The sequence below is a fragment of the Haematobacter missouriensis genome, from assembly GCF_000740775.1.
In the GTDB taxonomy this organism is placed as follows: Bacteria; Pseudomonadota; Alphaproteobacteria; order Rhodobacterales; family Rhodobacteraceae; genus Haematobacter; species Haematobacter missouriensis.
The window spans coordinates 203,666-228,336 of sequence record NZ_JFGS01000002.1 but is presented as its reverse complement, the minus strand read 5'-3'; the positions used below and the strand labels follow the sequence as shown (position 1 = coordinate 228,336).

Sequence of the window (24,671 nt, the reverse complement as noted above, 5' to 3'; positions counted from 1 at the left end):
TTGGAAAGTCAACATGCCTGACGTAAACACGGTCTCCAGGCGCTATTGAGCAAGGGGGTCCGGGTTGGCGGAAGGTATCGGTGCATTGCCCGTGCAGGGCGAGGGATTGCTGTTTCTGACGGATGAACAGCTTCGCAAGGGCATCGAGGCGATGTTCTTCGCCTATCGTGGATTTACTGCAGACCCTGACCGGATTCTGGAGCAGTACGACTATGGTCGCGCCCATCACCGGGCGTTGCACTTCATTCACCGCTGCCCGGGCACCACGGTCAACAACCTGCTCGCGATCCTTGGCGTGACCAAGCAATCGCTGAACCGTGTTCTGCGGGCGCTGGTGGAGGACAGGTTGGTAGAAAGCCGGATCGGGCCGAACGACAAGCGCGAGCGGCACCTTTACCTGACGGAGCGCGGCACCGTGCTGGAACGCGACCTGTCGGAGGCGCAGCGGGCACGGATGCGCGCGGCTTACAGGGCGGCCGGGCCAGAGGCGGTGGCCGGGTTCCGGCAGGTGCTGGAGGCGATGATGGATCCGGAGATGCGCCGGCTCTATGGCGGATTGAAGGAGCAGGGATCGTGACGGAGATTTCCGCGCCGCATCTGCTGATCGTCGATGACGACCAGCGGATCCGCGGCCTTCTGCAAAAATTCCTGATACGCAACGGATTTCTGGTCTCCACCGCGCGGGATGCAGCGCAGGCCCGGCGGCTGCTTGCGGGCCTGGAGTTCGACCTGCTGGTGCTTGACGTCATGATGCCGGGCGAGGACGGGATCAGCCTGACGAAATCGCTCCGGGAGGACATCGACACGCCGATCCTGCTGCTGACGGCGAAGGGGGAGGCGGACGACCGCATCAAGGGGCTCGAGGCGGGAGCGGACGACTATCTGACGAAACCCTTCGAGCCGCGGGAGCTTCTGCTGCGCATCAACGCGATCCTGCGCCGGGTGCCTGCCGCCCGGCCGGAGCAGGGCGGCCCGAAGGTCATCCAGCTTGGTCCTGTCCGCTATGACGTGGAACGGGGCGAGATGTGGCGCGGGCCGGACCATGTGCGGCTGACGGCAACCGAGGTCGCGCTTATGCGTATCTTCGCGGCCAATCCGGGTGAGGCACTGACTCGCGAGAAGCTGGTGGAGGATCTGGGACGCGACAAGGGGCAGGCGCAGGAGCGCGCGGTCGATGTGCAGATCACCCGTCTCCGCCGCAAGATCGAGGAGGATCCTCGCCAGCCACGTTACCTGCAGACCGTGCGGGGCGAAGGCTACATGTTGGCGCCCGACTGAGTTGGCCGGCAATTGACGGCGCGGAAAACCGGGGGCGTCGAACCCCCGGCTTTCCGGCTGCCGCGGGACATCGGCAGGGCGCGTGCTGCGCATGCTGCGGCGGGGCGGCTCGACTCCGGCGCGGCCTTGTGCTTTCAGGGGCGCGAACCAAGGAGACCGGCCATGACGCAGCCCTTGACGGAGCTGAGCTTCGAGGAAGCGCTGAAGGAACTGGAGCAGGTGGTGAGCCAGCTCGAGCGGGGGGAGGTGGCGCTGGAGGCGTCTATCGCCCTTTATGAACGCGGCAACGCGCTTCGCCAGCATTGCGAGGCGAAACTGCGCGCAGCGGAGGAGCGGGTCGAGCAGATCACGCTCCAGAACGGTCAGCCGACGGGAACGCGGCCGGCCGAGGGGCTCTGAACCAATGTTCGAAGAGGTGCTGCGCGCGGCGGCCGGACGGGTGGAGGCACGGCTTCAGGCCGCGCTCTCTCCCATGGGCGATCTGCCCGTGATCGAGGCCATGCGGTATGCGGTTGGCGGCGGCAAGCGGTTGCGGGCCTTTCTGGTGATGGAGGGCGCACGGCTGCACGGTATTCCGCCTGAACAGTCCGTCCATGCAGCGGCAGCGGTCGAGGCGGTCCATGCCTATTCGCTCGTCCATGACGACCTGCCCGCGATGGACGATGATGATCTGCGCCGGGGCCAGCCGACCGTGCATGTGAAATGGGACGAGGCGACGGCGATCCTTGCGGGCGACGCGTTGCAGACGCTGGCCTTCGATATCCTCTCGCGGCCGGAGGTGGCGCCGGACGCGGATGTCCGGCTTCGGCTCATCGCAGGGCTGGCGCGGGCGGCGGGGGCGGCGGGAATGGTGCTGGGACAGGCGCAGGACATTGCGGCGGAGACCGCGGTCCACCCGTTGACGCTGGAGGAGATCACCATCCTTCAGGCCAACAAGACGGGTGCGCTGATCCGCTGGTCGGCCGAGGCCGGGCCGCTGCTGGCCGCGGCGGATCCGCAGCCGATGCGTGCCTATGCGGAGGCGCTGGGTCTCGCCTTCCAGATCGCGGACGACATTCTGGATGCGGAGGGCGACCCGGCAAAGGCCGGCAAGCGGCTGCGCAAGGATGCGGAGGCGGGCAAGGCCACCTTCGTGTCGCTTCTGGGGCTCGACGGTGCGCGGAAACGTGCCATCTCGCTGGTGGAGGAGGCGTGCGCGGCGCTCACCCCCTATGGGGACGGGGCGGAACGGTTGCGTGACACCGCCCGTTTCGTTATCGCGCGGGAGATGTAGGAGGCCCCGATGAGCCACAGACCCGTGACGCCGCATCTGGACCGGGTGCGGCTACCAGCCGACCTGAAAGGGCTAACCGACCGTGAGCTGTCCGCCGTGGCGGATGAGCTGCGCGCCGAAACAATTTCCGCGGTGTCGGAAACCGGGGGACATCTGGGCGCCGGGCTGGGCGTCGTGGAACTGACCGTCGCGCTCCATGCCGTGTTCGACGCGCCGCGCGACAAGATCGTCTGGGATGTCTCCCACCAGTCCTATCCGCACAAGATCCTCACCGGACGGCGGGAGCGGATCCGTACGCTTCGCCAGAAGGACGGGCTGTCGGGCTTCACCAAGCGGTCAGAGAGTCCCTACGATCCTTTCGGAGCGGCGCATTCCTCCACCTCCATCTCCGCTGCTCTGGGGTTTGCCGTGGCGCGCGATCTGGGCGCGGAGGGCGTGGGAGATGCGGTCGCCATCATCGGTGACGGCTCAATGTCCGCAGGCATGGCGTTCGAGGCGATGAACAACGCGGGCCATCTGGGCAAGCGGCTGTTCGTGGTGCTGAACGACAACGACATGTCCATTGCGCCGCCGGTCGGAGCGCTGTCTTCCTACCTCGCACGGCTTTATGCGGGTGAGCCGTTTCAGGAACTGAAGGCGGCAGCGCGGGGCGCCGTACGTTTCCTTCCGCCGCCGATGCAGGAAGGCGCGCGCCGCGCCAAGGAGATGCTCAAGGGCATGACCGTGGGCGGCACTCTCTTCGAGGAACTGGGTTTCTCCTATATCGGGCCGATCGACGGGCATGACATGGAGCAGCTTCTGGCCGTGCTGCGCACCGCGAAGGCACGGGCACGGGGGCCGGTGCTGATCCACGCGATCACCCGCAAGGGCAAAGGCTATGCCCCCGCCGAGGCCGCCCTCGACAAGGGCCATGCCACAGCGAAGTTCGACGTGCTTACCGGCAAGCAGGCAAAGACCCCGAGCAATGCGCCGAGCTACACCAGCGTCTTTGCGAAGGCGCTGGTGGCGGAAGCGGAGCGCGACGACAGGATCGTCGCCGTCACCGCTGCCATGCCGGATGGCACGGGGCTGAACCTGTTCGCCGAACGGTTCCCGAAGCGCTGCTTTGACGTAGGCATCGCGGAACAGCATGCCGTCACTTTTGCCGCCGGCCTGGCGGCGGGCGGCATGAGGCCGTTCTGCGCGCTCTATTCCACCTTTCTGCAGCGGGGCTACGATCAGGTCGTGCATGATGTGGCCATTCAGCGCCTGCCCGTCCGTTTCGCCATCGACAGGGCAGGACTGGTAGGGGCGGACGGGGCGACGCATGCCGGCTCCTTCGATATCGCCTTTCTTGCCAACCTGCCCGGCATGGTGGTGATGGCCGCGGCGGATGAGGCGGAGCTCGTCCACATGGTCGCGACCGCTGCCGCGCTGGATGACCGGCCTTCCGCCTTCCGCTATCCGCGGGGTGAGGGTGTCGGCGTCGATCTGCCGGAGCGGGGCCAGCCGCTGGAGATCGGTCGGGGCCGCATCGTGTCGGAGGGCAACCGCGTGGCGCTCCTTTCCTTCGGCACGCGGCTGGCGGAGGTGAATGCCGCCGCCGAGGCGCTGGCGCAGCGGGGCCTGCGGCCGACGGTGGCCGATGCGCGCTTTGCCAAGCCCTTGGACCGGGAGCTGATCCTGCGGCTTGCCCGCGGGCATGAGGCGATGATCACGCTGGAGGAGGGCGCGGTCGGCGGTTTCGGCAGCCACGTCGCGCAGCTTCTTGCGGAGGAAGGCGTCTTCGACAAGGGCTTCCGCTTCCGCTCCATGGTGCTGCCGGATATCTTCATCGACCAGGCGAGCATGGAGGACATGTACGCCGTCGCCGGCATGAACGCCGCCGAGATAGAGGCGAAGGTGCTGGAAGTTCTGGGAGTCGCGCGGATCGAACGGCGGGCCTGACCCGGCCATTCTCCTGCTGCAATGCAGAAATAACTGACGGACCCCCTTGAATGGCGGGCCGGTTATGCGACATCTCGCCTCAGCAACCGCGGGATCCCGACATGACCGATTCACCCACCATCGCCCAGGCGCCGGTAAGGCTCGTGCTCTTCGCTCTGGCGATGGGCGGGTTTGCCATCGGCACCACGGAGTTCGCGGCGATGTCGCTGGTGCCGTATTTCTCGCCCGCGCTTGGTATCGATGCTGCGACGGCGAGCCATGTGATCTCTGCCTATGCGCTCGGGGTTGTCGTGGGCGCGCCGGTGCTGGCGGTACTGGGCGCGCGGATGCCGAGGAAGCGCCTGCTCCTCATTCTCATGGCGGTTTTCGGGCTGGCCAACGTGGCGGCGGCGCTGTCGCCCAGCTATCCGGTGATGCTGCTGTTCCGCTTCATGGCCGGCCTGCCGCATGGGGCCTATTTCGGCGTAGCAAGCCTGATGGCAGCCTCCCTCGTTCCGCCGAACCGGCGGACATGGGCCGTGTCCATGCTGATGATCGGCCTTACCATCGCCACCGTGCTGGGCGTCCCGATGGCCAATGTGATGGGCCAGACGATCGGCTGGCGCTGGGGCTTCGGTGTGGTGGGGGTGCTGGCGCTCCTGACCTTCGTGCTGATCCTGCGGCTCGCGCCCGATCCGGCAGCCGATCCGGGGGCGAACCCGCTCCGGGAGCTGTCGGCGCTCGGCAACCGGCAGGTCTGGCTGACGCTGCTGACAGGGGCGGTGGGGTTCGGCGGGCTGTTCGCCGTCTATACTTATGTGGCCTCCACACTGCTGACGGTGACGATGGCCCCGGAATGGGCGGTACCGATCGTGTTCATGGTCTTCGGTCTCGGCATGACGGCGGGAACGCTGATCGTGGGGCGGATCGCCGACAGGGGGTTGATGGCCACGGCGGCGGGCATCCTGATCTTTTCGGCGGTGATGCTGTTTCTCTATTCGTTCAGCGTCCACAGCCTCTGGACTATCGCGCCCTGCGTCTTCCTGATCGGGGCGGGCGGATCTTTGGGGCTGGTGTTGCAGACCCGGCTGATGGATGTCGCGGGCGATGCCCAGACGCTGGCGGCGGCGCTGAATCACTCCGCCTTCAATGCGGCGAATGCGCTGGGTCCGTGGCTGGCCGCAATAGTGCTGACGGCGGGCTACGGCTTTCCGGCCTCGGGCTTCGTGGGCAGCGCACTGGCGCTGGGCGGGCTTCTTCTGCTGGGCGTCACCGTCTGGGATGCACGCCGGTCGGCACAACGTTCGGGCGTGGCCCGCTCAGTCCAGCCCTGCGAGTGACGGTGACAGGAGCGAGGCCAACCCCTCGCGGTAGGTCGGGTAGCGGAGCGTGACGCCAAGATCGCGCTTGATCCTCTCGTTCCTGACCCGGCGGTTGTCGCGGTAGAAGGCCCGCGCCATCGGCGTCATCTCGGCCTCGTCAAAGGGCACCGCGGGGGGGACGGGGAGGCCCGCCATCCGCGCGGCGGCTTCCACCACGTCCTGCGGCGGTGCGGGCAGATCGTCACAGACATTGTAGATCGCGCCCGGATCAGGCCGCGCGATGGAGGCCGCGAGCACCTCCGCCGCATCCTCCACATGGATACGGCAGAAGACCTGCCCCTCCTTGATGATGCGGTGCGCCGTGCCTGCGCGGAGCTTCTCGAACGGGCCGCGCCCCGGCCCATAGATCCCGGCAAGCCTGAAGATATGGAGCGGCAGGCCTGTCTGTGCCGCGAGCGTCTGCCATGCCTGCTCCGCCATGAGCCTGCGGTCGCGGTGACCCTCCGTCGCGCGGGGTGCCGTCGTTTCATCCACCCAGCCGCCGCCATGATCGCCATAGACGCCGGTGGAGGAGAGATACCCGACCCAGGCGAGATGCGGGGCGGCCTTGCCGATCGCCTCTCCCGCCAATACCAGAAACGGATCGCCCTCCATCCCCGGCGCGGAGGAGATGAGCAGATGCGTGGCCACCGCCATCGCGGGACGGAGATCGGCGGGCAGCAGGAGTGGCTCTACTCCCCGGCTGACGAAAGCCCGGGCCTTTGCCGCGTCCCGCGTCGTGCCGATGATGCGCCAGCCGGGCAGATGCCGCTCCAGAAAGCCGGCCGTGTAACCGTGGCCGAGTGACAAAAGCGTGGGAATGCGGGATTCTTCCGGGCGAGGCATGGTCATGCTGCCACTGTCATCGCAATATCACTTGAACGCAACGCCGCAAGGTGAAAATCTCGGGCATGGAACGTAAAGTCTCTCCCCTTCAGAGCTGGCCCGACGTGGCCCCCCTTCTGGTCGCCGTCGCCGCGGGACGCGCGCCGGCCGATCTGGTCATCACCGGCGGCAAGGTCGTCTCGGTTCACACGCGTGAGGTGCTTGACGGCTGGCAGGTCGCCATCGCCGCAGGACGCTTTGCCTACGTAGGGCCGGATGCAGGGCATTGTATCGGCCCGGAGACGGAGGTGATCGACGCCGAAGGGCGGTATCTGATCCCCGGTCTCTGCGATGGCCACATGCATATCGAAAGCGGCATGCTGATCCCGGCCGAATTCGCCGCCGCCGTCATCCCGCACGGCACGACGACCATGTTCACCGACCCGCATGAGATCGCGAATGTGCTGGGGCTGGAAGGCGTGCGGATGATGCATGACGAGGCGCTGATGCAGCCCGTCAGCATCTTCACGCAGATGCCCTCCTGCGCGCCCTCCGCACCGGGGCTGGAGACGACGGGTTTCGCCATCAGCGCGGAGGATGTGGCCGAGGCGATGACATGGCCCGGCATCATCGGGCTGGGCGAGATGATGAACTTCCCCGGCGTGATCAACGGCGATCCACAGATGTTGGCGGAGATTGCCGCGACGCAGGCCGCGGGCAAGACGGTGGGCGGGCACTATGCCTCTCCCGATCTCGGGCCGGCCTTCCATGCCTATGCCGCAGCGGGCCCGGCGGACGATCACGAGGGCACGCGGGTGGAGGATGCCATCGCACGGACCCGGCAGGGCATGCGGATCATGATGCGCCTGGGTTCCGCCTGGTATGACGTGGAGACGCAGATCAAGGCCGTCACCGAACGGGGGCTGGACCCGCGGAGCTTCATTCTCTGCACTGACGACTGCCACTCCGGCACGCTGGTGAACGAGGGGCACATGAACCGGGTGGTGCGCCATGCCATTACCTGTGGTTGCGATCCACTGGTGGCGCTGCAGATGGCAACGATCAACACCGCCGCGCATTTCGGGCTGGAGCGGGAGCTTGGCTCCATCGCGCCGGGGCGGCGGGCGGATCTGATCTTTACCTCTGACCTGATGATGCTGCCCATCGAACGGGTGATCGCGCGGGGCGTGACCGTGGCGGAGGACGGCGACCTGAAGGTGAGCTGCCCCCATCTCGACTGGCCGGAAGCCGCGCGGCAGACGGTGCATCTGGGCAAGGTGCTGGACGGGGACGATTTCCTGATCTCCGCGCCCGACGGCGCGAATACCGTCACCGCCCGCGTCATCGGCGTGGTGGAAAATCAGGCCCCGACCAAGGCCTTGACCGTGGATCTTGCCGTCACCGACGGCCGGGTGGAGCCGGACGAGGGCCGTGACGTCGCCCAGATCGCGCTGGTGGAGCGTCACAGGGGCACCGGTGGCGTGGTGAACGGCTTCGTCTCCGGCTTCGGCTACAAGGGGCGCATGGCCATCGCCTCCACCGTCGCGCATGACAGCCACCACATGATCGTCGTGGGCACCGACCGCGACCTGATGGCAAAAGCCGCGAACCGGCTGGGCGAGATCGGCGGCGGCATCACCGTGTGGAAGGACGGCGCGGAGATCGCTTCCGTGCCGCTTCCCATCGCGGGGCTGATGAGCGACCGGCCGGCGCAGGAGGTAGCCGCGGCGGCGGAGCGCATGGTGCAGGCCATGGAGGAATGCGGCTGCAGGCTCAACAACGCCTACATGCAGCATTCGCTTCTCGCGCTCGTTGTGATCCCGGAGATCCGTATCTCCGACCTCGGGCTCGTCGATGTTACGACCTTCGAGTTGACGGAGCTTTTCACGTGAACCTCGTGTCCCTGCCCAAGAATAACCTCCCGATCCGCACGCCTCCCCTGCGCGAGCCGCAGCTTTTCGGCGATCCCGCCGCCGCGGTGGCCTTTCTCCGGGAACTGTATGACGAGGCCACGGCCTTTCTCCGCGATCGCTTCGGAGAGACACTGAATGGCGGCTCGATCCGTGCTCGATACCGGGCCTTCTACCCGGAAATCCGCATCACCACGACGAGCTACGGCAAGATCGACAGCCGCCTGTCCTTCGGCTACGTGGCGGAGCCGGGGGAATACTCGACCACCGTGACCCGTCCCGACCTGTTCGAAGCCTACCTGACCCAGCAGATCGGGCTCGTCATGCAGAACCACGGCGTGCCGGTGGCCGTGGGCCCCTCCGTGACGCCGATTCCGCTGCATTTCGCCATGTCGAGCGAGGGGTTCACCGTTCCGCAGGAGGCCGCGCTGGACTTTCCGCTGCGCGACATCTTCGACGTGCCGAACCTCAACACGATGAACGACGACATCGTGAACGGCTACGACATCCGGCATGAGGACGGCTCGCGCGCCCTTGCTCCCTTTACCGCGCAGCGGGTGGATTATTCACTGGCCCGCCTTCAGCATTATACCGCAACGGCAGCGGAGCATTTCCAGAACTTCGTGCTGTTCACCAACTACCAGTTCTACGTGGAGGAGTTCGAGGCCTATGCTCGCGCCTGCCTCGCCGATCCGGCGAGCGGCTATACCTCCTTCGTGGGGCCGGGCGGGGTGGAGATCACCGGGGCCGGCGATCCGCTGCCGCAGCTGGGCAAGATGCCGCAGATGCCCTCCTACCATCTGAAGCGTCCGGGGGCTGCAGGGATCACGCTGGTCAACATCGGTGTCGGCCCCTCCAACGCCAAGACGGCCACCGACCATATCGCCGTGCTGCGCCCACATGCCTGGTTGATGGTCGGGCACTGCGCGGGGCTGCGATCCAGCCAGAGCCTCGGCGATTTCGTGCTCGCGCACGCCTATCTGCGCGAGGATCACGTTCTGGACGATGACCTGCCCGTCTGGGTGCCGATCCCCGCGCTCGCGGAAATACAGGTGGCACTGGAGGATGCGGTGGAAGAGGTGACGGAGCTGGAGGGCTATGAGCTGAAACGCATCATGCGGACCGGAACCGTCGCCACGATCGACAACCGCAATTGGGAACTGCGCGACCAGTCCGGCCCGGTGCAGCGCCTCAGCCAGAGCCGCGCCGTGGCGCTGGACATGGAAAGCGCGACCATCGCGGCGAACGGTTTCCGCTTCCGCGTGCCTTACGGCACGCTGCTCTGCGTCTCCGACAAACCGCTGCATGGGGAGCTGAAGCTGCCCGGCATGGCCAGCGCCTTCTACCGCACGCAGGTCGCGCGGCATCTGAAGATCGGCGTCAGGGCCATGGAATTGCTGCGGGAGACGCCGCTGGAGCGCATGCACAGCCGCAAGTTGCGTTCCTTTGAGGAGACAGCCTTTCTCTAAAGGCTGATTTCCGCCTTGGCCCACGCGAAACGGCTTGAAATGCGCGGTGAAAACCTGTGTAGCAAGCGACATGCCCTTAAAATGACGGGCCGATAACAACACAAGCGGGACTATACGAGGAGTGTTCTGATGTCGAAAGCGCTGACCAAGACCCAACTGGTCGCCGCCCTGGCCGAAGAGATGGGCTCGGACAAGAAGACGGCGACGGCTGCGCTCGACGCAATCGCGTCCGTGGTGACCAAGGAAGTGGTGGCCGGCGGTGCCGTGACGCTTCCGGGCCTTGGCAAGATCGTTTGCCGGACCCGCCCCGAGCGTCAGGTGCGCAACCCTGCCACCGGCGAGCAGATCACCAAGCCGGCGGACAAGGTGGTGAAGATCACCGTCGCCAAGGCTCTCAAAGACAGCATCAACGCCTGAGGCGAAGAACAAGGGGCCGCCCGCAAGGAGCGGCCCTTTCCATTTCCGGGGGGGAATATGGACGTCCGCGCGCTCCTGATGGGGCTGACCTTCGCCTTCATCTGGTCGTCGGCCTTCACTGCCGCCCGGATCGTCGTTACCGCCGTTCCCCCGCTCTACGCGCTGTCCGGGCGCTTTCTGCTGGCGGGGGTATGCGGCATCCTGCTGGCGCTCTCGCTTGGTCAGACGGCGCGGCTGACACGTTCGCAGTGGATTTCGGTGATCGTGTTCGGCGTGTGCCAGAATGCGCTCTACCTCGGGCTGAATTTCGTGGGTATGCAGACGGTGGAGGCCTCGCTCGCCGCCATCGTCGGCTCCACCATGCCGCTGCTCGTGGCGCTGTTCGGCTGGCTCATCCTTGGCGAACGTCCGCGTCCGCTGGGCATCGCGGGGCTAGTCGCGGGTATGGTCGGGGTCGCGATCATCATGGCGGGGCGTATCAGCGGTGGGGTGGACCCATGGGGGCTGTTCCTGCTCTGCCTTGGCGCACTTGCGCTCACCGCAGCGACGCTGGCGGTCAGGGGAACGTCGGGAGGCGGCAACCTGCTGATGGTGGTGGGTTTGCAGATGCTCGTCGGAACCGCGGTTCTGCTGCCCATTGCCCTTGTGACCGAGCCGTTCCATCTCGACGGCAGCCCGCGGGTGCTGATGGCTTTTCTCTACATGGTTTTCGTTCCGGGCCTGTTCGCGACATGGCTCTGGTTTCGGCTTGTGCTGCGGATCGGCGCGGTCAAGGCCGCGACCTTTCACTTCCTCAACCCGTTCTTCGGCGTGGCCGTCGCGGCTGTCCTGCTGGGAGAGCCAGTGCATGGCGCCGATCTGGTCGGCGTGCTCATCATCATGGCTGGGATTCTCGCGGTGCAGCTTTCCAAGCAGATCCGCACACGCCCCGTTCTGGCCGAGAGCCAGAAAGCCTGAGCCTCGGCGCTGCCCTCACGGGGGCAGTCGAAGCTTCTGAAAAAGGCTACCCATCCATTGGCGTCGTTGTCGTCGTCGGCTGGCCTTCGGTGTCCCGCCGATGCCGGGCACCGCCGCCACACGGTCCAGTCAGAGGACCCAATCGTATGGCCCGCAGGTCAGGCGAACTCGCCCCGCACGCCGCCCGTCTGGGCGCGGTCGAGCAACAGGTGGTCGAGCAGGACACAGGCCATCATCGCCTCACCCACCGGCACGGCGCGGATGCCCACGGATGGATCATGGCGGCCCTTGGTGACCAATTCCACTTCCCCGCCGTCCTTTGTCACCGTCCGCCGTGGGGTGAGGATGGAGGAGGTCGGCTTCACAGCGAAGCGCACCACGACGGGCTGTCCGCTGGAGATGCCACCCAGAATTCCGCCCGCGTGGTTTGAGGTGAAATAGGGGCCCTGATTGCCCATACGCATCTCGTCGGCATTCTCCACCCCGGTCAGGGCGGCTGCGGCGAACCCGTCACCGATCTCCACCCCCTTCACCGCGTTGATCGACATCATCGCGGCAGCGAGGTCGCTGTCCAGCTTGCCGTAGATCGGTGCGCCCAGGCCGGGAGGCACGCCTTCGGCCACGACCTCGATCACCGCGCCGACGGAATTGCCCGACTTGCGCAGTGCGTCGAGCGAGGCCGCCCAGCGTTCCGCCGCCGCGGCATCCGGCGACCAGAACGGGTTCCGCTCAATTTCCGAAGCGTCGAAGCTGGCGCGGTCGATGGCATCCGCGCCAAGCTGCACGAGATAGCCGGTGATCCGCAGATCGGGAACGAGCCGTGCCAGCACCTCCCGCGCGATACCGCCCGCCGCCACCCGTGCGGCGGTTTCCCGCGCCGAGGAACGTCCGCCACCGCGATAGTCGCGGATGCCGTATTTCTGCCAGTAGGTGACGTCCGCATGGCCGGGGCGGAAGGCGTTGGCGATCTCGCCATAGTCCTTCGACCGTTGGTCGGTGTTGCGGATCATGAGCTGGATCGGCGTGCCCGTCGTGACACCCTCGAAGGTGCCGGAGAGGATTTCCACCTCATCGGCCTCGCGGCGCTGGGTGGTGAAACGGCTCTGCCCGGGCTTGCGCCTGTCCATCCACGCCTGAACGCGGGTAAGGTCGATCGGCACGCCGGGCGGGCAGCCATCCACCGTCGCGCCAAGTGCCGGCCCGTGGCTCTCCCCCCAAGTGGTGACGCGAAAGACGTGGCCGAACGTGTTTAGGCTCATGGAGGGTCTCCTTCGCCCGCCCGTTTAGCGGCTGCGGAGGCGTCTGGGAAGTCTTTCGGGGCGGCGCGGGCGCGCCATTTATGCTTTCCTTTATCGGGTTTTTCCAGTATAGGCGCGCATCCGTCCGGGAGATCATCGTATCTCCGCGCGGATGCTCCACGGGCCTTGCTGGACGACATCCCGGCTCGCGCCCTTATCTCAAGCCGAACAGGAGGCCCCGATGTCGATCACTGTCGAAGAGAAGAACCGCGTCGTCAAGGAATTCGCAACGAAGGAAGGCGACACCGGTTCGCCCGAAGTTCAGGTTGCGATCCTCTCCTCGCGGATTGCGACGCTCACCGAGCACTTCAAGACCCACAAGAAGGACAACCATTCCCGCCGTGGGCTCCTGATGATGGTGGCGCAGCGCCGCAAGCTGCTCGACTATCTCAAGGGCAAGGACGAGGCCCGCTATCAGTCGCTCATCGAGCGTCTCGGCCTGCGTCGCTGACCTTTCCGGTCGCGCCTCGCCTGCGGGGCGCGACCGCTATATATATCCGGGCAGGGGCGCAGGATGACCGCGCCCGCCCAAGGACCGGCACCGCGCCCGCGCATCGCCGGGCCAAGGTCGAAGCCTCCCCGTCGGATCCCGCGGGACAGGTTGGAGAAATGATCATCAGGGATCACGGGCATGCGGCCCGTACGCGTAACGGCCGGGGGAGGGTCCTCCGGCGAAAAGGATACGACATGTTCAATATTACCAGGAAATCCATCGAATGGGGCGGCGAGACGCTGACCCTCGAGACGGGCCACGTCGCTCGCCAGGCGGATGGTTCCGTGATCGCCACGCTGGGCGAGACGAGCGTCATGGCCAACGTGACCTTCGCCAAGCAGCCGAAGCCCGGTCAGGACTTCTTCCCGCTCACCGTTCACTATCAGGAAAAGTACTACGCCGCGGGCAAGATCCCCGGCGGGTTCTTCAAGCGCGAGGCGCGTCCTTCGGAGAAGGAGACGCTTGTCTCCCGCCTGATCGACCGTCCGACGCGGCCGCTTTTCGTGCCGGGCTTCAAGAACGAGGTTCTGGTGATGGCCACCGTGCTGTCCCATGACCTCGTCAACGATCCCGACATCGTGGCGATGATCGCGGCCTCTGCGGCGCTTACCATTTCCGGTGTGCCCTTCATGGGTCCGATCGGGGCGGCGCGCGTCGGGTTCTCGGGCGGTGAATACCGTCTGAACCCGCCGGTAGAGGATATGCAGAAGCTCCGCGCGAACCCGGAGCAGCGTCTCGACCTTGTCGTCGCGGGTACCAAGAACGCCGTGATGATGGTCGAATCGGAAGCCTATGAGCTGACCGAAGAAGAGATGCTGGGCGCGGTGAAGTTCGGCCATGAGGCAATGCAGCCGGTGATCGACCTGATCATCGACCTTGCCGAAGATGCCGCAAAAGAGCCCTTCGACTTCAAACCCGCCGATTATTCGGCGCTCTATGCGAAGGTGAAGAAGGCAGGCGAGACCAAGATGCGCGCCGCCTTCGCCATCAAGGACAAGCAGCAGCGCCAGTCCGCCATCGAAGCCGCCCGGGACGCCGTCGAAGCCACGCTCTCGGTGGACGAACTGGCGGATCCGAACCTCGGCTCCTCCTTCAAGAAGCTCGAATCCTCCATCCTGCGCGGTGACATCATCTCCGGCGGGCCGCGGATCGACGGGCGCGACAACAAGACCGTGCGTCCCATCGTCTCCGAAGTCGGCATCCTGCCGCGCACCCACGGCTCCGCTCTGTTCACGCGCGGCGAGACGCAGGCGCTGGTCGTGACCACGCTCGGCACCGGCGAGGATGAGCAGATCATCGACGCGCTGACCGGCAATTCGCGGTCGAACTTCCTGCTGCACTACAACTTCCCGCCCTATTCGGTCGGCGAAGTGGGTCGCGTCGGCTCCCCCGGCCGTCGTGAGATCGGCCACGGGAAACTTGCCTGGCGCGCCCTTCAGGCCGTGCTGCCCGCGCCGACGGACTTCCCCTACACGATCCGCGTCGTCTCCGAGATCACCGAATCCAACGGGTCGTCCTCCATGGCGTCCGTCTGCGGCGGCTCGCTGTCGATGATGGATGCGGGTGTGCCGCTGAAGGCGCCGGTTGCCGGCGTGGCCATGGGCCTCATCCTTGAGGATGACGGCAAGTGGGCGGTGCTGACCGACATCCTGGGCGACGAGGATCACCTCGGCGACATGGACTTCAAGGTGGCGGGCACCGAAGCCGGGATCACCTCGCTCCAGATGGATATCAAGGTCGCGGGTATCACCCCGGCGATCATGGAGCAGGCTCTGGCGCAGGCGAAGGATGGCCGTCTTCACATCCTCGGAGAGATGAACCGGGCGCTTTCCGCGCCGCAGGGCTTCTCCGAATACGCACCGAAGATCGAGACGCTGACCATCCCGACCGACAAGATCCGTGAAGTGATCGGCTCCGGCGGCAAGGTCATCCGCGAGATCGTCGAAACCTCCGGCGCCAAGGTCGATATCAACGACGACGGCGTGATCAAGATCGCGTCCAGCGACGCCGAAGCGATCAAGCGGGCCTATGACATGATCTGGTCGATCGTGGCGGAGCCGGAAGAGGGCAAGGTCTATACCGGTAAGGTCGTGAAGCTTGTCGATTTCGGCGCCTTCGTGAACTTCTTCGGCAAGCGGGACGGGCTGGTCCACGTCTCTCAGATCGCCAACAAGCGTCTGAACCATCCGAACGAAGTGCTGAAGGAAGGCCAGGAAGTGAAGGTCAAGCTGCTCGGCTTCGACGATCGCGGCAAGGTCCGGCTCGGCATGAAGATGGTCGATCAGGAAACCGGTGAGGAAATCACCGAACAGAAGGAAAAGCAGAACGCCGAGTAAGGCATTCTCGCTCGTTATTGCCCCGGCCGGTAACGGCCGGGGTTTTTTTGTTCCCGACGACGTGACTTTGGGGTGAGATCAGGGAACCGGAATTTATATAATGTTTTTGATAGGGTAGATGGAACGGAGTTCGACATGCCCAGATTTTCCCGCCGTGGCTTCATTTTTACAGGTCTTGCAACGGTTTCGGCGGCCTCGCTGATGCAGCGCGCCGAGGCGCGGACCGGGTGGACGATGCCCGCCGACTGGACACCGCAGATGGTTTTGCTGAACAACAGCTATTCCGCGGGGCAGGTACATGTCGTTCCCAGCGATTTCGCGCTGTACCTTACCTTCGGGGGGCAAAGCGCCCGGCGCTACCGGGTCGGCATCGGCAAGGGCGATCTTTACGAATCCGGCAATTTCTGGGTTGGCGCCAAGAAGGAATGGCCGACTTGGAAGCCCACGGCCGAGATGGTGGAGCGCAATCCCACCGCTTATGCCAAATGGGCGGAGGAGCCGATGCCGGGGGGGCCGACGAACCCGCTGGGTGCGCGTGCGCTTTATCTTTTCGCGCCGAACGCGGGGGATACGATGCTGCGAATCCACGGCACACCCGATCCTTGGACCGTGGGGACGGCTGTCTCCAACGGCTGTGTGCGTTTGATGAACGAGCATATCGAGGAGCTTTACAACCTCGTCCCCGTGGGTGCGCCCGTCGTGCTGTATCCGAAGGACATCGTTCCCGTCGTATGACGGAAATGCTGGGGCGGAGAGGGGGGCAGGCAGCCGCGTTGGGGTTGCCTGCTTTTGCGCTTGAAGGTGCCGATCCGTCCGCGCCGAGGGGGCTTTCGGCCGCCCTGCTCTCTCCTCGGCGGGCGGTCCGCTCGCCTTGGCTGACAGGTTTGGTCTGCGGGTCTACGCGGGCTGTTTGGCCTTGCGGATATAGGGGAGCTGGATATTCAGATCGCCGTATTTCTCCTTGGCCTGCGCATCGTCGAGCGACAGTGCCACGATCACGTCATCGCCCTGTTTCCAGTCGGCGGGCGTGGCCAGCGGCACCCCATCCGTCAGGCGCAGCGCGTCGAGCACCCGGAGTACTTCCTGAAAGTTCCGCCCCACGGTCATCGGATAGATGATCGCCGCACGGATTCTCTTGTCAGGCCCTATGAAGAAGGTGGAGCGCACTGTCGCCGTATGGGCAGGCGTGCGCCCGTCCGGCAGCACGGTCTCCGCGGGGATCATGTCGTAGAGCTTGGCCACCGTAAGGTCCGGGTCGGCGATCAGCGGGAATGACACTTCTGTTCCGCCGTACTGGGCGATGTCGGCTTTCCACTTCTGGTGACTGTCCAGCGGGTCCACCGATACGCCGATCACCTTTGTGCCCCGTTTGGCGAATTCGTCCTGAAGGTTCGCCACGGCGGCGAATTCCGTGGTGCAGACCGGAGTGAAGTCCTTCGGATGGGAAAAGATGATGGCGTAGTCGTCACCGATCCAGTCGTGAAAGCGAATCTCCCCTTCCGTGGACTGGGCGGTGAAATCAGGGGCGATATCGTTGATGCGAAGCGACATGGTCCATCCTTTCAGGCTGCGTGCCGGCTGCCTAGGAGAATAGGCAGCTTCTCGCCCGGTGTCAGCGGGCGGGTGAGGAAAGGTACTGCATTCCACCGCGATCGGGCAGCGCCAAACGCTTTCCCTGCCTTTCCCCGGTTTTGGAACGCCTGTTTCAGAATGGTGCCGGAGCGGAGAAGGACAGGCTCTTGCCGCCATCGGGATGACGGAAGCGCAGACTTTCGGCATGGAGCATCAGTCGGGGCGCATTCCGGGCGTCGCCTGTCGCATAAAGGCTGTCGCCGAGGATTGGATGGCCAAGTTCCCGCATATGTACGCGGAGTTGATGGCTCCGCCCGGTTTTCGGCATGAGGCGCATCCGCGTCGTTGCCCCTTCCTGCCCTGTTTCGTGGCGGACGACACGCCAGTCTGTCACCGCTTCCCGACCCGTCTCGAAATCCACTTTCTGGAGCGGGCGGTTCGGCCAGTCCACGGTGAGCGGCAGGTCCACGGTACCATGACGCGGCTCCACATGCCCGGCGACACGGGCGAGATAGACCTTTTTGGTCATCCGCTTCTCGAATTGCAGCCCCAGATGACGCTGCGCATGCGGGGTAAGGGCAAAGACCATGACGCCGGAGGTGTCCCGGTCCAGCCGATGCACCAGCAGGACCTCGGGGAACAACCCCTGCAGGCGGGAGATGAGGCAGTCGGCCAGATGCTCCCCCTTGCCGGGCACGGAAAGCAGGCCGGAGGGCTTGTCCACCATCAGGATCTCATGGTCGTGGTGCAGGATGCTGAGCGGGGTGTCTGGAGGGGCGTAATGGTCGGTCATGGCGGAGCGGATGTAAGCCATCCAAGCCACCGTTCCAACCCTGGCAGGCTGCGGAAAAGGCGGGCATCGGCAGGGCTTACGCTGAAAGACCGGAAATCGTCCCGGACACGAGGCCAGAACCTGCGGTTTCGGGGCCGATCTCTGGCAATCGGGAGACTCCCCCTCGTGGCGCCCTAACGGCTTTTCGTTCGCCTGCTAGCGCTCCGCAGCCTGCGGCAACCCGTCCGTGATCTCGTAATAGTCTCCCTTGAAGGCGGTGAAGATATGCGCAGTGAGCCTCCCGCCCGTGGGCGGGTCGATGAAGCCCGCATCCACCCATATGTCCTCTCCCCGGCGAAACCCGATGGTGGAGCCGCAGGTGCCGCAGAACGTCCAGCGGCCCGCCCCGGTGGCGCGGCATCGGAGCGTGTGCGCCCTCGTCACAAACTCCGTCACCGGTCCCAAGGAGGCGCTGTGGTGCCCAGTCATCCGGCGGCATTGGCTGCAATGGCAGGCCTCCACCGCGCCCGCTGGCCCCGCGAGCCGCCCGGTGACGCCGCCGCAGAGACAGCGGCCGGTCAGCCGTCGCGGCTCCGTGGGGAGGTGTCTGTCTGCTGAAAGTCGGCGGGCCCGCCTTCCTCCCGCAGGACCGACAGCCCCGTGGGCAAGTCCAGCGCGCCCGCCGAGACGGCGATTCTCTCACCGCCTGGCATCTTGCCGTCCGCCGTTTCTTCGGTCACGGCTTGCCAGAACAGCGACGCGCCGCAGCCGCCGCAAAACCCGCGGCGGCGTGGACGGAAGAGCGATACCACACCGGTGTGCCCCGCACCTCGAGCGCCTCCAGCGGCACCGAGACGGAGGCCCAGGCATTGCCTGACCACCGCCGGCAATCGGCACAGCGGCAGATCACGACACCCTCGGGCGTCTCCCGCGAAGTGAAGGAGACATGCCCGCAGAGGCAGCGCCCGTTCATCAGGGCCGTTCGATGGCGATGGCCGTGCCTTCCCCGCCGCCGATGCAGATCGCCGCGATGCCCCGCTTCAATCCGCGCGTCTCTAGCGCGTTCAGCAGCGTGACGACGATCCTTGCTCCCGAAGCCCCGATCGGATGGCCGAGCGCGCAGGCCCCGCCGTTCACATTCACCTTGTCGCGCGGGATGTTCATCTCCTGCATGAACGCCATGGGAACGACGGCAAAGGCTTCGTTCACCTCCCACAGATCGACATCCTCGACCGACCAGCCCAGCCGGTCGAGCAGCTTCTTCGCGGCGGGGACCGGGGCGGTGGCAAACCAGCCCGGTGCCTGCGCGTGGGAAGCATGTCCGAGGATCCGGGCCCGAATGGGCAGGCCCTCCGACGCCGCCACATCGCCGCTGGCCACGATCAGAGCCGCCGCGCCGTCGGAGATGGAAGAGGAGTTCGCAGCCGTCACGGTACCGTCCTTGCGGAAGGCGGGTTTCTGCGTGGGGATCTTTTCGGGTCGGGCGTTGCCGGGCTGTTCATCTTCGCTGATCGTGACCTGTCCCTTGCGGGTGGTGACGGTAACCGGCGCGATCTCCCGACGGAAGGCATTGGATTTCTGCGCCTCCAGCGCATTGCTCAGCGAGCCGAGCGCGAATTCATCCTGCGCCTCGCGGGTGAACTGGAAGGCTTCGGCGCAATCCTCCGCGAAGGTGCCCATGAGCCGACCCTTGTCGTAGGCATCCTCCAGCCCGTCGAGGAACATGTGGTCTATGACCTGCTGATGCCCCATCCGCGCGCCGCCGCGCATCTTCGGCAGCAGGTAGGGAGCATTGGTCATGCTTTCCATCCCGCCCGCGACCATCAGCCCCGTCTGGCCAAGCGCCACCTGATCTGCGGCGATCATCAGTGCCTTCATGCCGGAGCCGCACATCTTGTTCAGTGTGGTGGCCGGAACCTCCTCGCCCAGACCTGCCTTGAAACCCGCCTGCCGCGCGGGAGCCTGCCCTTGACCGGCGGAGAGGACGTTGCCCATCACCAGCTCTTCAACGCGGGCGGTAGAGATTCCCGCATCTTTCAGCGCGGCTTCTATCGCCGCGCCCCCTAGGGTGGGGGCGTCCAACTCGGCAAAAGCGCCCTGAAAACCGGCCATTGGGGTCCGGGCGGCGCCGGCGATAACAACGTCTCTCATTCTGTGCTCCTGAGCGTGCGGAGAGTTTACGCAAAAGTAACTCTTTGCTGCCAGCATTTCCACATGCGGGTGCGACTCGCCGGTTTTTAAGAGGTATTTGACATGCAGCTTTCCGCCAGTCTGACAGACGGCCTTCTTTTCGTCCGGGTTGAGGAGAGCCGGATCGACGCGGCCTCGGCCATCGCCTTCAAGGAACGGATGCGCCAACTCACCGCGGAGCCTGCAGATCGCGTGATTCTCAATATGGCGGAGGTTACCTTTCTCGACAGCTCCGGCCTTGGCGCGCTGGTGGCGGTGATGAAGCTGCTTCAACCGGAGCGGCGGCTGGAACTTGCTGGGTTGACCCCCACGGTGGCCAAGGTTCTGACGCTCACCCGGATGGACAGGATCTTCCCGATCCACCCGCCGCTGGATGAGGCGGGGCCGTTGCCCCTCGCCTCCTGACGGCACATGGGCCGCGTAGAGAGGAGTAACATGGCGGACGGGCAGGACCAGATGCGCCTGCTTATTCCCGCCGACCCGATGGCGGTGCGCGGAGCGCTGACCCGGATTATCGGCGTGCTCCGCCTGCGCGGCACTTCCGACGAAGGCTTGGCAAGGGCGGAGATCGCCCTGGCCGAAATCCTGAACAACATCGTTGAACACGGCTATGCAGGGGACGACGGCCCGATTGCGATCCGGATGCGCTGCGGGGATGACCGCGCCTGCTTCACTGTGAGCGACAGGGGCGGGGTCATGCCGGGGGGCGCATTACCCGACGGGATGCTGCCGGAAAGCGGTTCGCCGCCGGAAGGGGGCTACGGCTGGTTTCTCATCCGTTCCATGGCCGAGCACCTGGATTACCGGCGCAGCGCCCGAACCAACCTGACGCGTTTTGAAGTGGTGCTGGGCGAATGACAGGTGTCAGCCGTTGTCGCGCAGCACCTCTCCCGCGAGATACAGGGAGCCGCAGATCAAAATGCGCGAGTCAGGATCGCTGTTCGCAATTTCCTCGACCGCCGCCAGAACGCTCTTGCAGACATGGGCGTTCAGACCGGCTGCCCGCGCCGCGCCAGCGGTTTCTTCGGCGGGCAGCGTCGCGGGCGCGTTGGGAATGCTGACGGCGCGCAGATCCTCTGCCCTCGCAGCCAAGGGGACGAGATAGCCGGTGATATCTTTTGTGTTCAGCATACCGCAGACAAGATGGGTCCGGCGTTCCGGCATCCGGGCGAGCGTCGCCGCCAGCGCTTGTCCGCCAGCCGGGTTGTGCCCCCCGTCGAGCCAGATATCCGCGGCGGGCGCAGCTTCCACGAGCGGACCCCGGCGAAGACGCTGCATCCGCGCCGGCCAGACGGCGCGCGTGACCGCGGCCTCCGTCCCCGCTTCGCCTATGCCGAGCGACCGGAGCGCGGCGAGAGCAGCGCCTGCGTTTTCAACCTGATGCGGACCGGGAAGATTGGGCAGCGGCAGATCGAGCAGGCCGCGCTGATCCAGATAGGCGAGGCGTCCCCGCTCCTCCCAGACCTGCCAATCCTGCCCGGAGAGGAGGAGCGGCGCGCCGATCGCCTCTGCCCGTGCCGTGATCGCCTCACGCGCTTCGAGAGGTTGCGGCCCTATGATCCCGGTGACACCTGGTTTCAGGATTCCCGCCTTTTCGAAGGCGATCTGCCCCAGCGTGTCACCCAGATACTGCTCATGGTCGAAGGACACCGGCGTGATGATGGTAAGGGCAGGGTGGTCGATCACGTTGGTCGCATCGAAACGCCCGCCCAGCCCAACCTCCAGCAGCAGATAGTCGGCCGGAACGCGGGAAAAGGCGAGGAAGGCCGCCGCCGTGGTAATTTCGAAGAAAGTGATCGGGGCCCCGGCGTTCACCCGGTCACATTCGTCCAGAAGGCGCATGAGATCGCCTTCATCGATCAACTCTCCGGCCAGCCGGATGCGTTCGTTAAATCGGACGAGATGGGGGGATGTATAGGCGTGGACCCGCTTGCCTTCCGCCTCCAGACCAGCCCGAATCATGGCCTGCGTGGAACCTTTGCCGTTGGTCCCGGCGATATGGATCACCGGGGGCAGGGCATGTTCGGGATGGCCAAGCCGGCTCAGCAATTCCCCGATACGGTCGAGCGTGAGATCGATGACCTTGGGGTGCAGCCGCATCATGCGGTCGAGAATCTCGTCGCTTCCGGCCGCCCCCTCAAGCGGCGAGGCAGCGCCTTTGGCGGATCCATCCTGCCCCGCGCTTGCCGGTACAGGCCCGTCCTGCGGCAGCGCGCCGGGCTGAGCCGTGTCAGGAGAGTGCGGCCCTTTGCCCGCCCCCTCCTGAGCGGACATGCCGGTCACCGGCCCATCTCCCTTGCGGTCGTGGGATTTGCCACCGGCAGGCGTCTCGCTCACGGAGTTGTGTCCACGTGAAGAGGCTCGGCTTCCGCGTCTTCAGCGGGGGGGGGAAGCTCCGCCTTCACGGCCTGCGGCTGGCTCATCAGCAGGCGGATGATCGCGGTCAGCTCATCCTTGAGGTCCTTGCGGGGCGTAACGCGGTCCAGCATGCCGTGATCCAGAAGGTATTCCGCCCGCTGGAAACCTTCGGGCAGCTTCTCGCGAATCGTCTGCTCGATCACGCGCGGTCCCGCAAAGCAGATGAGCGCATTCGGCTCTGCGATCTGCACATCGCCCAGCATGGCATAGCTCGCCGTCACGCCGCCGGTGGTCGGATGCGTGAGAACGACGATATAGGGCAGGCCCGCTTCCTTCACCATCTCGACGGCGACCGTGGTGCGCGGCATTTGCATCAGGGAAAGGATCCCCTCCTGCATTCGTGCCCCGCCCGCAGCGGAAAAGAGCACGAGCGGCCGTCCAAGCTCCACGGCGCGCTCCGCCGCGGCGATGATCGCGTTGCCGACATACATGCCCATGGACCCGCCCATGAAGGAAAAGTCCTGTGCAGCGGCAATGATCGGGGTCCGCCCCATCTCGCCTTCGGCGACGAGCATCGCCTCCTTCTCGCCGGTGGTTTTCTGAGCGGCTTTCAGGCGGTCGGGATATTTCTTCTGGTCACGGAAGTGGAGCGGATCGACCATCGGCTCCGGCACCTTAACCTCTGTGAAGATCCCGCCATCGAAGAGCGCGCGGAAGCGGTCCCGCGGGCTGATCTGCATGTGATGGCCGCAGTTGGGGCAGACATTCAGATTGTCCGTCAACTCCCGGTGGAAGATCATCGTTCCGCATTCGGGGCACTTCGTCCACAGGTTCTCAGGCACTTCCCGGCGGGAGAAGAGCGAGTTGATCTTCGGGCGGACGTAGTTTGAAATCCAGTTCATGCGCGCAGAGGGCCCTCTTTCGGTCGCGACTGAGATAAGCCGCGCGGGCCCGAAATGCAATCAGCGCCTCAGCACGAGGCGGCACAGACGCCAGACGATGGCCAGCATCACAGCGTCGATGACGATCATCGCGACGAAACCGTCCGTCTCCGGCGCGACGGTGGAGATGCGAAGCGCCAGACCCTGCAGCGCCCCGCCGGAGGAGACGAAGAGCAGCGCAGCGGCATTGTTGGCGAAATGCAGCCCCCAGGCCGCGCCGATGGACCCGGTCCGCGCTGTCAGGTCGGCGGCCACCAGCCCGAAAAGCCCCGTTGCGGCGACCACATAAATCGCATTCGGCCCCATCAGGCCGGGCTCATAATGCAGCAGCGCAAAAAGGATGCTTGGCAGGAGCAGGTAGATCAGCGGCGACCGAAAGCGCGCGGCAAGCTGTTGGAGAAGATAGCCGCGGAACACCAGCTCCTCCGCCAGGGTCTGGATTCCGATCCCGATCAGCGCAAGTGGAAGGAAGCTCAACCAGCGCCGCAGATCGAGGCCGGGCAGCGTCCCCTCCTCCCCCGGCAGCAGGCTGGTGACGGTCATGCCGAGAGCATAGATTACGATGAGTGTTACCGCGGCCTTCACGAAGTCGCGCAGAACCGTCCCTCCCCGCCCGAACAGCGAGCGGACGCTCCGTCCGTGCAGCAGGCGGACCGCGATCATCGGGCCGATGGCCAGCGCCGCGAAGGACCACAGGAGCGCGATCATGCCCCAGGGTGTCTCGCCCAGTGCAATGTCGGCTGCGAGCGGCTGAAAGCGTCCCTGTCCTGTCAGTCGGAAGAGCACGGCGGCAACCGCCGCGAGAATTGCGGCATAAACCGCAAAGATCAGCAAAAGGCCGAGCACCGTCCGCCACAGGGCGGAGCGCCGCCGCGCTGGCGCGACATATGGGGCGAGGGGGGCATAGGACATCGGGCACCGCTTTCGGCATACCCGTCAGGATCACAGGATGCGTTGGGCTAAAGACTTGAGAGGACAGGACGGTTTGGACAAGCTGAAATTTCGGGCACGCGGACGGCTTTCTTCCTGAGACTATCCTGCGAGCCTCTGGACGGGCAATCGGCAAGGAATCGCCGGTGAGGATCGGGAAGTCTTCCCTGCTGTTTCGGAATAATCTAGGGCCGCGCGCCCAACGCGTGATTCGTTTCCAAATACGGCTCAAGCGTAAGGACACTTTTTTGGCGAGATATTCTGTGTTATTTCTTCTTTCGATTGCACGCCCTCCCACATCCCACCTCTTTTTTTCAGCTCCTCATTGTTCTTCCTTATCAGTGAGATAGCTTGTGTGGGCCGGTGTCCGGGGATTAGTTTTGGAG

25 protein-coding genes are annotated in these 24,671 nt (G+C 65.3%); 15 read left to right on the top strand and 10 right to left on the bottom strand.

What is annotated here, in order from left to right:
• The first annotated feature begins 64 nt into the window (after positions 1 to 64).
• From CG51_RS03380 to CG51_RS03355, 6 genes are all read left to right on the top strand, one after another.
• Complete coding sequence (locus CG51_RS03380) at positions 65 to 577, top strand: MarR family winged helix-turn-helix transcriptional regulator (protein ID WP_035741754.1); 513 nt, start codon at positions 65 to 67, stop codon at positions 575 to 577.
• A gap of 5 nt (positions 578 to 582) precedes the next feature.
• Positions 583 to 1,278 carry a response regulator gene (locus CG51_RS03375; protein ID WP_084695028.1) on the top strand — a complete coding sequence of 232 codons (696 nt, stop codon included), beginning with the start codon at positions 583 to 585 and terminating at the stop codon, positions 1,276 to 1,278.
• Between the two features lie 162 nt (positions 1,279 to 1,440).
• The gene (locus tag CG51_RS03370) at positions 1,441 to 1,677 is read left to right on the top strand and encodes an exodeoxyribonuclease VII small subunit (RefSeq protein ID WP_035741751.1); all 237 of its coding nucleotides are present in this window, start codon (positions 1,441 to 1,443) and stop codon (positions 1,675 to 1,677) included.
• A 4-nt stretch (positions 1,678 to 1,681) separates the two neighbouring features.
• On the top strand, positions 1,682 to 2,551 hold the full coding sequence (locus CG51_RS03365; protein WP_035741750.1) for a polyprenyl synthetase family protein: 870 nt from the start codon (positions 1,682 to 1,684) through the stop codon (positions 2,549 to 2,551).
• A gap of 9 nt (positions 2,552 to 2,560) precedes the next feature.
• Complete coding sequence (dxs, locus tag CG51_RS03360; RefSeq protein ID WP_035741748.1) at positions 2,561 to 4,477, top strand: 1-deoxy-D-xylulose-5-phosphate synthase; 1,917 nt, start codon at positions 2,561 to 2,563, stop codon at positions 4,475 to 4,477.
• Between the two features lie 101 nt (positions 4,478 to 4,578).
• Positions 4,579 to 5,796, top strand: coding sequence for an MFS transporter (locus tag CG51_RS03355; RefSeq protein WP_035741747.1), 1,218 nt, complete (start codon positions 4,579 to 4,581; stop codon positions 5,794 to 5,796).
• Here CG51_RS03355 and CG51_RS03350 read toward each other — a convergent pair.
• Positions 5,776 to 6,639 (bottom strand): SDR family oxidoreductase, encoded by an 864-nt coding sequence (locus CG51_RS03350; protein ID WP_035742102.1) that lies wholly within the window; start codon positions 6,637 to 6,639, stop codon positions 5,776 to 5,778. The two genes, CG51_RS03355 and CG51_RS03350, sit on opposite strands and share 21 nt — an antisense overlap.
• Positions 6,640 to 6,728: 89 nt before the next feature.
• On the opposite strand from CG51_RS03350, the gene ade reads away from it, so the two are divergent.
• The 4 genes from ade to CG51_RS03330 all read left to right on the top strand — a co-directional run bounded on the left by ade (position 6,729) and on the right by CG51_RS03330 (position 11,395).
• Positions 6,729 to 8,534, top strand: coding sequence for an adenine deaminase (gene ade, locus CG51_RS03345; protein WP_035741746.1), 1,806 nt, complete (start codon positions 6,729 to 6,731; stop codon positions 8,532 to 8,534).
• A 5-nt stretch (positions 8,535 to 8,539) separates the two neighbouring features.
• On the top strand, positions 8,540 to 10,021 hold the full coding sequence (locus tag CG51_RS03340) for an AMP nucleosidase (RefSeq protein ID WP_233141195.1): 1,482 nt from the start codon (positions 8,540 to 8,542) through the stop codon (positions 10,019 to 10,021).
• 129 nt (positions 10,022 to 10,150) lie between these two features.
• Entirely contained in the window at positions 10,151 to 10,438 is a 288-nt protein-coding gene (locus CG51_RS03335; protein WP_035709049.1) for an HU family DNA-binding protein, read from the top strand.
• A 57-nt stretch (positions 10,439 to 10,495) separates the two neighbouring features.
• Positions 10,496 to 11,395, top strand: a complete 900-nt coding sequence (locus tag CG51_RS03330) for a DMT family transporter (RefSeq protein WP_035741743.1) — start codon at positions 10,496 to 10,498, stop codon at positions 11,393 to 11,395.
• 158 nt (positions 11,396 to 11,553) lie between these two features.
• Here the strand turns inward: CG51_RS03330 and aroC are convergent, their stop codons facing one another.
• Positions 11,554 to 12,654, bottom strand: coding sequence for a chorismate synthase (gene aroC / locus CG51_RS03325; RefSeq protein WP_035741740.1), 1,101 nt, complete (start codon positions 12,652 to 12,654; stop codon positions 11,554 to 11,556).
• 220 nt (positions 12,655 to 12,874) lie between these two features.
• Between aroC and rpsO the strand changes: the two genes are divergently transcribed.
• The 3 genes from rpsO to CG51_RS03310 all read left to right on the top strand — a co-directional run bounded on the left by rpsO (position 12,875) and on the right by CG51_RS03310 (position 16,257).
• Positions 12,875 to 13,144: a 30S ribosomal protein S15 gene (gene rpsO / locus CG51_RS03320; protein WP_035741737.1), complete on the top strand. Its 270-nt coding sequence runs from the start codon at positions 12,875 to 12,877 to the stop codon at positions 13,142 to 13,144.
• Between the two features lie 236 nt (positions 13,145 to 13,380).
• Positions 13,381 to 15,522 carry a polyribonucleotide nucleotidyltransferase gene (pnp, locus tag CG51_RS03315; RefSeq protein WP_035741735.1) on the top strand — a complete coding sequence of 714 codons (2,142 nt, stop codon included), beginning with the start codon at positions 13,381 to 13,383 and terminating at the stop codon, positions 15,520 to 15,522.
• A 135-nt stretch (positions 15,523 to 15,657) separates the two neighbouring features.
• Positions 15,658 to 16,257, top strand: coding sequence for a L,D-transpeptidase (locus CG51_RS03310; protein WP_035741733.1), 600 nt, complete (start codon positions 15,658 to 15,660; stop codon positions 16,255 to 16,257).
• Positions 16,258 to 16,419: 162 nt separating this feature from the next.
• Here the strand turns inward: CG51_RS03310 and CG51_RS03305 are convergent, their stop codons facing one another.
• From CG51_RS03305 to CG51_RS03285, 5 genes are all read right to left on the bottom strand, one after another.
• Positions 16,420 to 17,073, bottom strand: coding sequence for a peroxiredoxin (locus CG51_RS03305; protein WP_035741731.1), 654 nt, complete (start codon positions 17,071 to 17,073; stop codon positions 16,420 to 16,422).
• 154 nt (positions 17,074 to 17,227) lie between these two features.
• Positions 17,228 to 17,887 (bottom strand): pseudouridine synthase, encoded by a 660-nt coding sequence (locus CG51_RS03300; RefSeq protein ID WP_035742098.1) that lies wholly within the window; start codon positions 17,885 to 17,887, stop codon positions 17,228 to 17,230.
• 195 nt (positions 17,888 to 18,082) lie between these two features.
• Entirely contained in the window at positions 18,083 to 18,448 is a 366-nt protein-coding gene (locus CG51_RS03295) for a GFA family protein (RefSeq protein WP_035741728.1), read from the bottom strand.
• Positions 18,449 to 18,602: 154 nt separating this feature from the next.
• Complete coding sequence (locus tag CG51_RS03290) at positions 18,603 to 18,839, bottom strand: GFA family protein (RefSeq protein WP_051930010.1); 237 nt, start codon at positions 18,837 to 18,839, stop codon at positions 18,603 to 18,605.
• Complete coding sequence (locus tag CG51_RS03285) at positions 18,839 to 20,017, bottom strand: thiolase family protein (RefSeq protein ID WP_035741725.1); 1,179 nt, start codon at positions 20,015 to 20,017, stop codon at positions 18,839 to 18,841. The genes CG51_RS03290 and CG51_RS03285 overlap by 1 nt, the downstream gene beginning before the upstream one ends.
• A gap of 102 nt (positions 20,018 to 20,119) precedes the next feature.
• On the opposite strand from CG51_RS03285, the gene CG51_RS03280 reads away from it, so the two are divergent.
• A complete protein-coding gene (locus CG51_RS03280; protein WP_035741722.1) occupies positions 20,120 to 20,461 on the top strand; it encodes an STAS domain-containing protein in 342 nt (113 codons plus the stop codon).
• A 30-nt stretch (positions 20,462 to 20,491) separates the two neighbouring features.
• The gene (locus CG51_RS03275; RefSeq protein WP_051930009.1) at positions 20,492 to 20,914 is read left to right on the top strand and encodes an ATP-binding protein; all 423 of its coding nucleotides are present in this window, start codon (positions 20,492 to 20,494) and stop codon (positions 20,912 to 20,914) included.
• A gap of 6 nt (positions 20,915 to 20,920) precedes the next feature.
• On the opposite strand, the gene CG51_RS03270 is transcribed toward CG51_RS03275, so the two are convergent.
• From CG51_RS03270 to CG51_RS03260, 3 genes are all read right to left on the bottom strand, one after another.
• On the bottom strand, positions 20,921 to 22,159 hold the full coding sequence (locus CG51_RS03270) for a bifunctional folylpolyglutamate synthase/dihydrofolate synthase (protein ID WP_051930033.1): 1,239 nt from the start codon (positions 22,157 to 22,159) through the stop codon (positions 20,921 to 20,923).
• A gap of 230 nt (positions 22,160 to 22,389) precedes the next feature.
• Entirely contained in the window at positions 22,390 to 23,316 is a 927-nt protein-coding gene (gene accD, locus CG51_RS03265; protein ID WP_035742093.1) for an acetyl-CoA carboxylase, carboxyltransferase subunit beta, read from the bottom strand.
• A 60-nt stretch (positions 23,317 to 23,376) separates the two neighbouring features.
• Positions 23,377 to 24,267, bottom strand: coding sequence for a CPBP family intramembrane glutamic endopeptidase (locus CG51_RS03260; protein ID WP_035741719.1), 891 nt, complete (start codon positions 24,265 to 24,267; stop codon positions 23,377 to 23,379).
• Positions 24,268 to 24,671 lie beyond the last annotated feature (404 nt).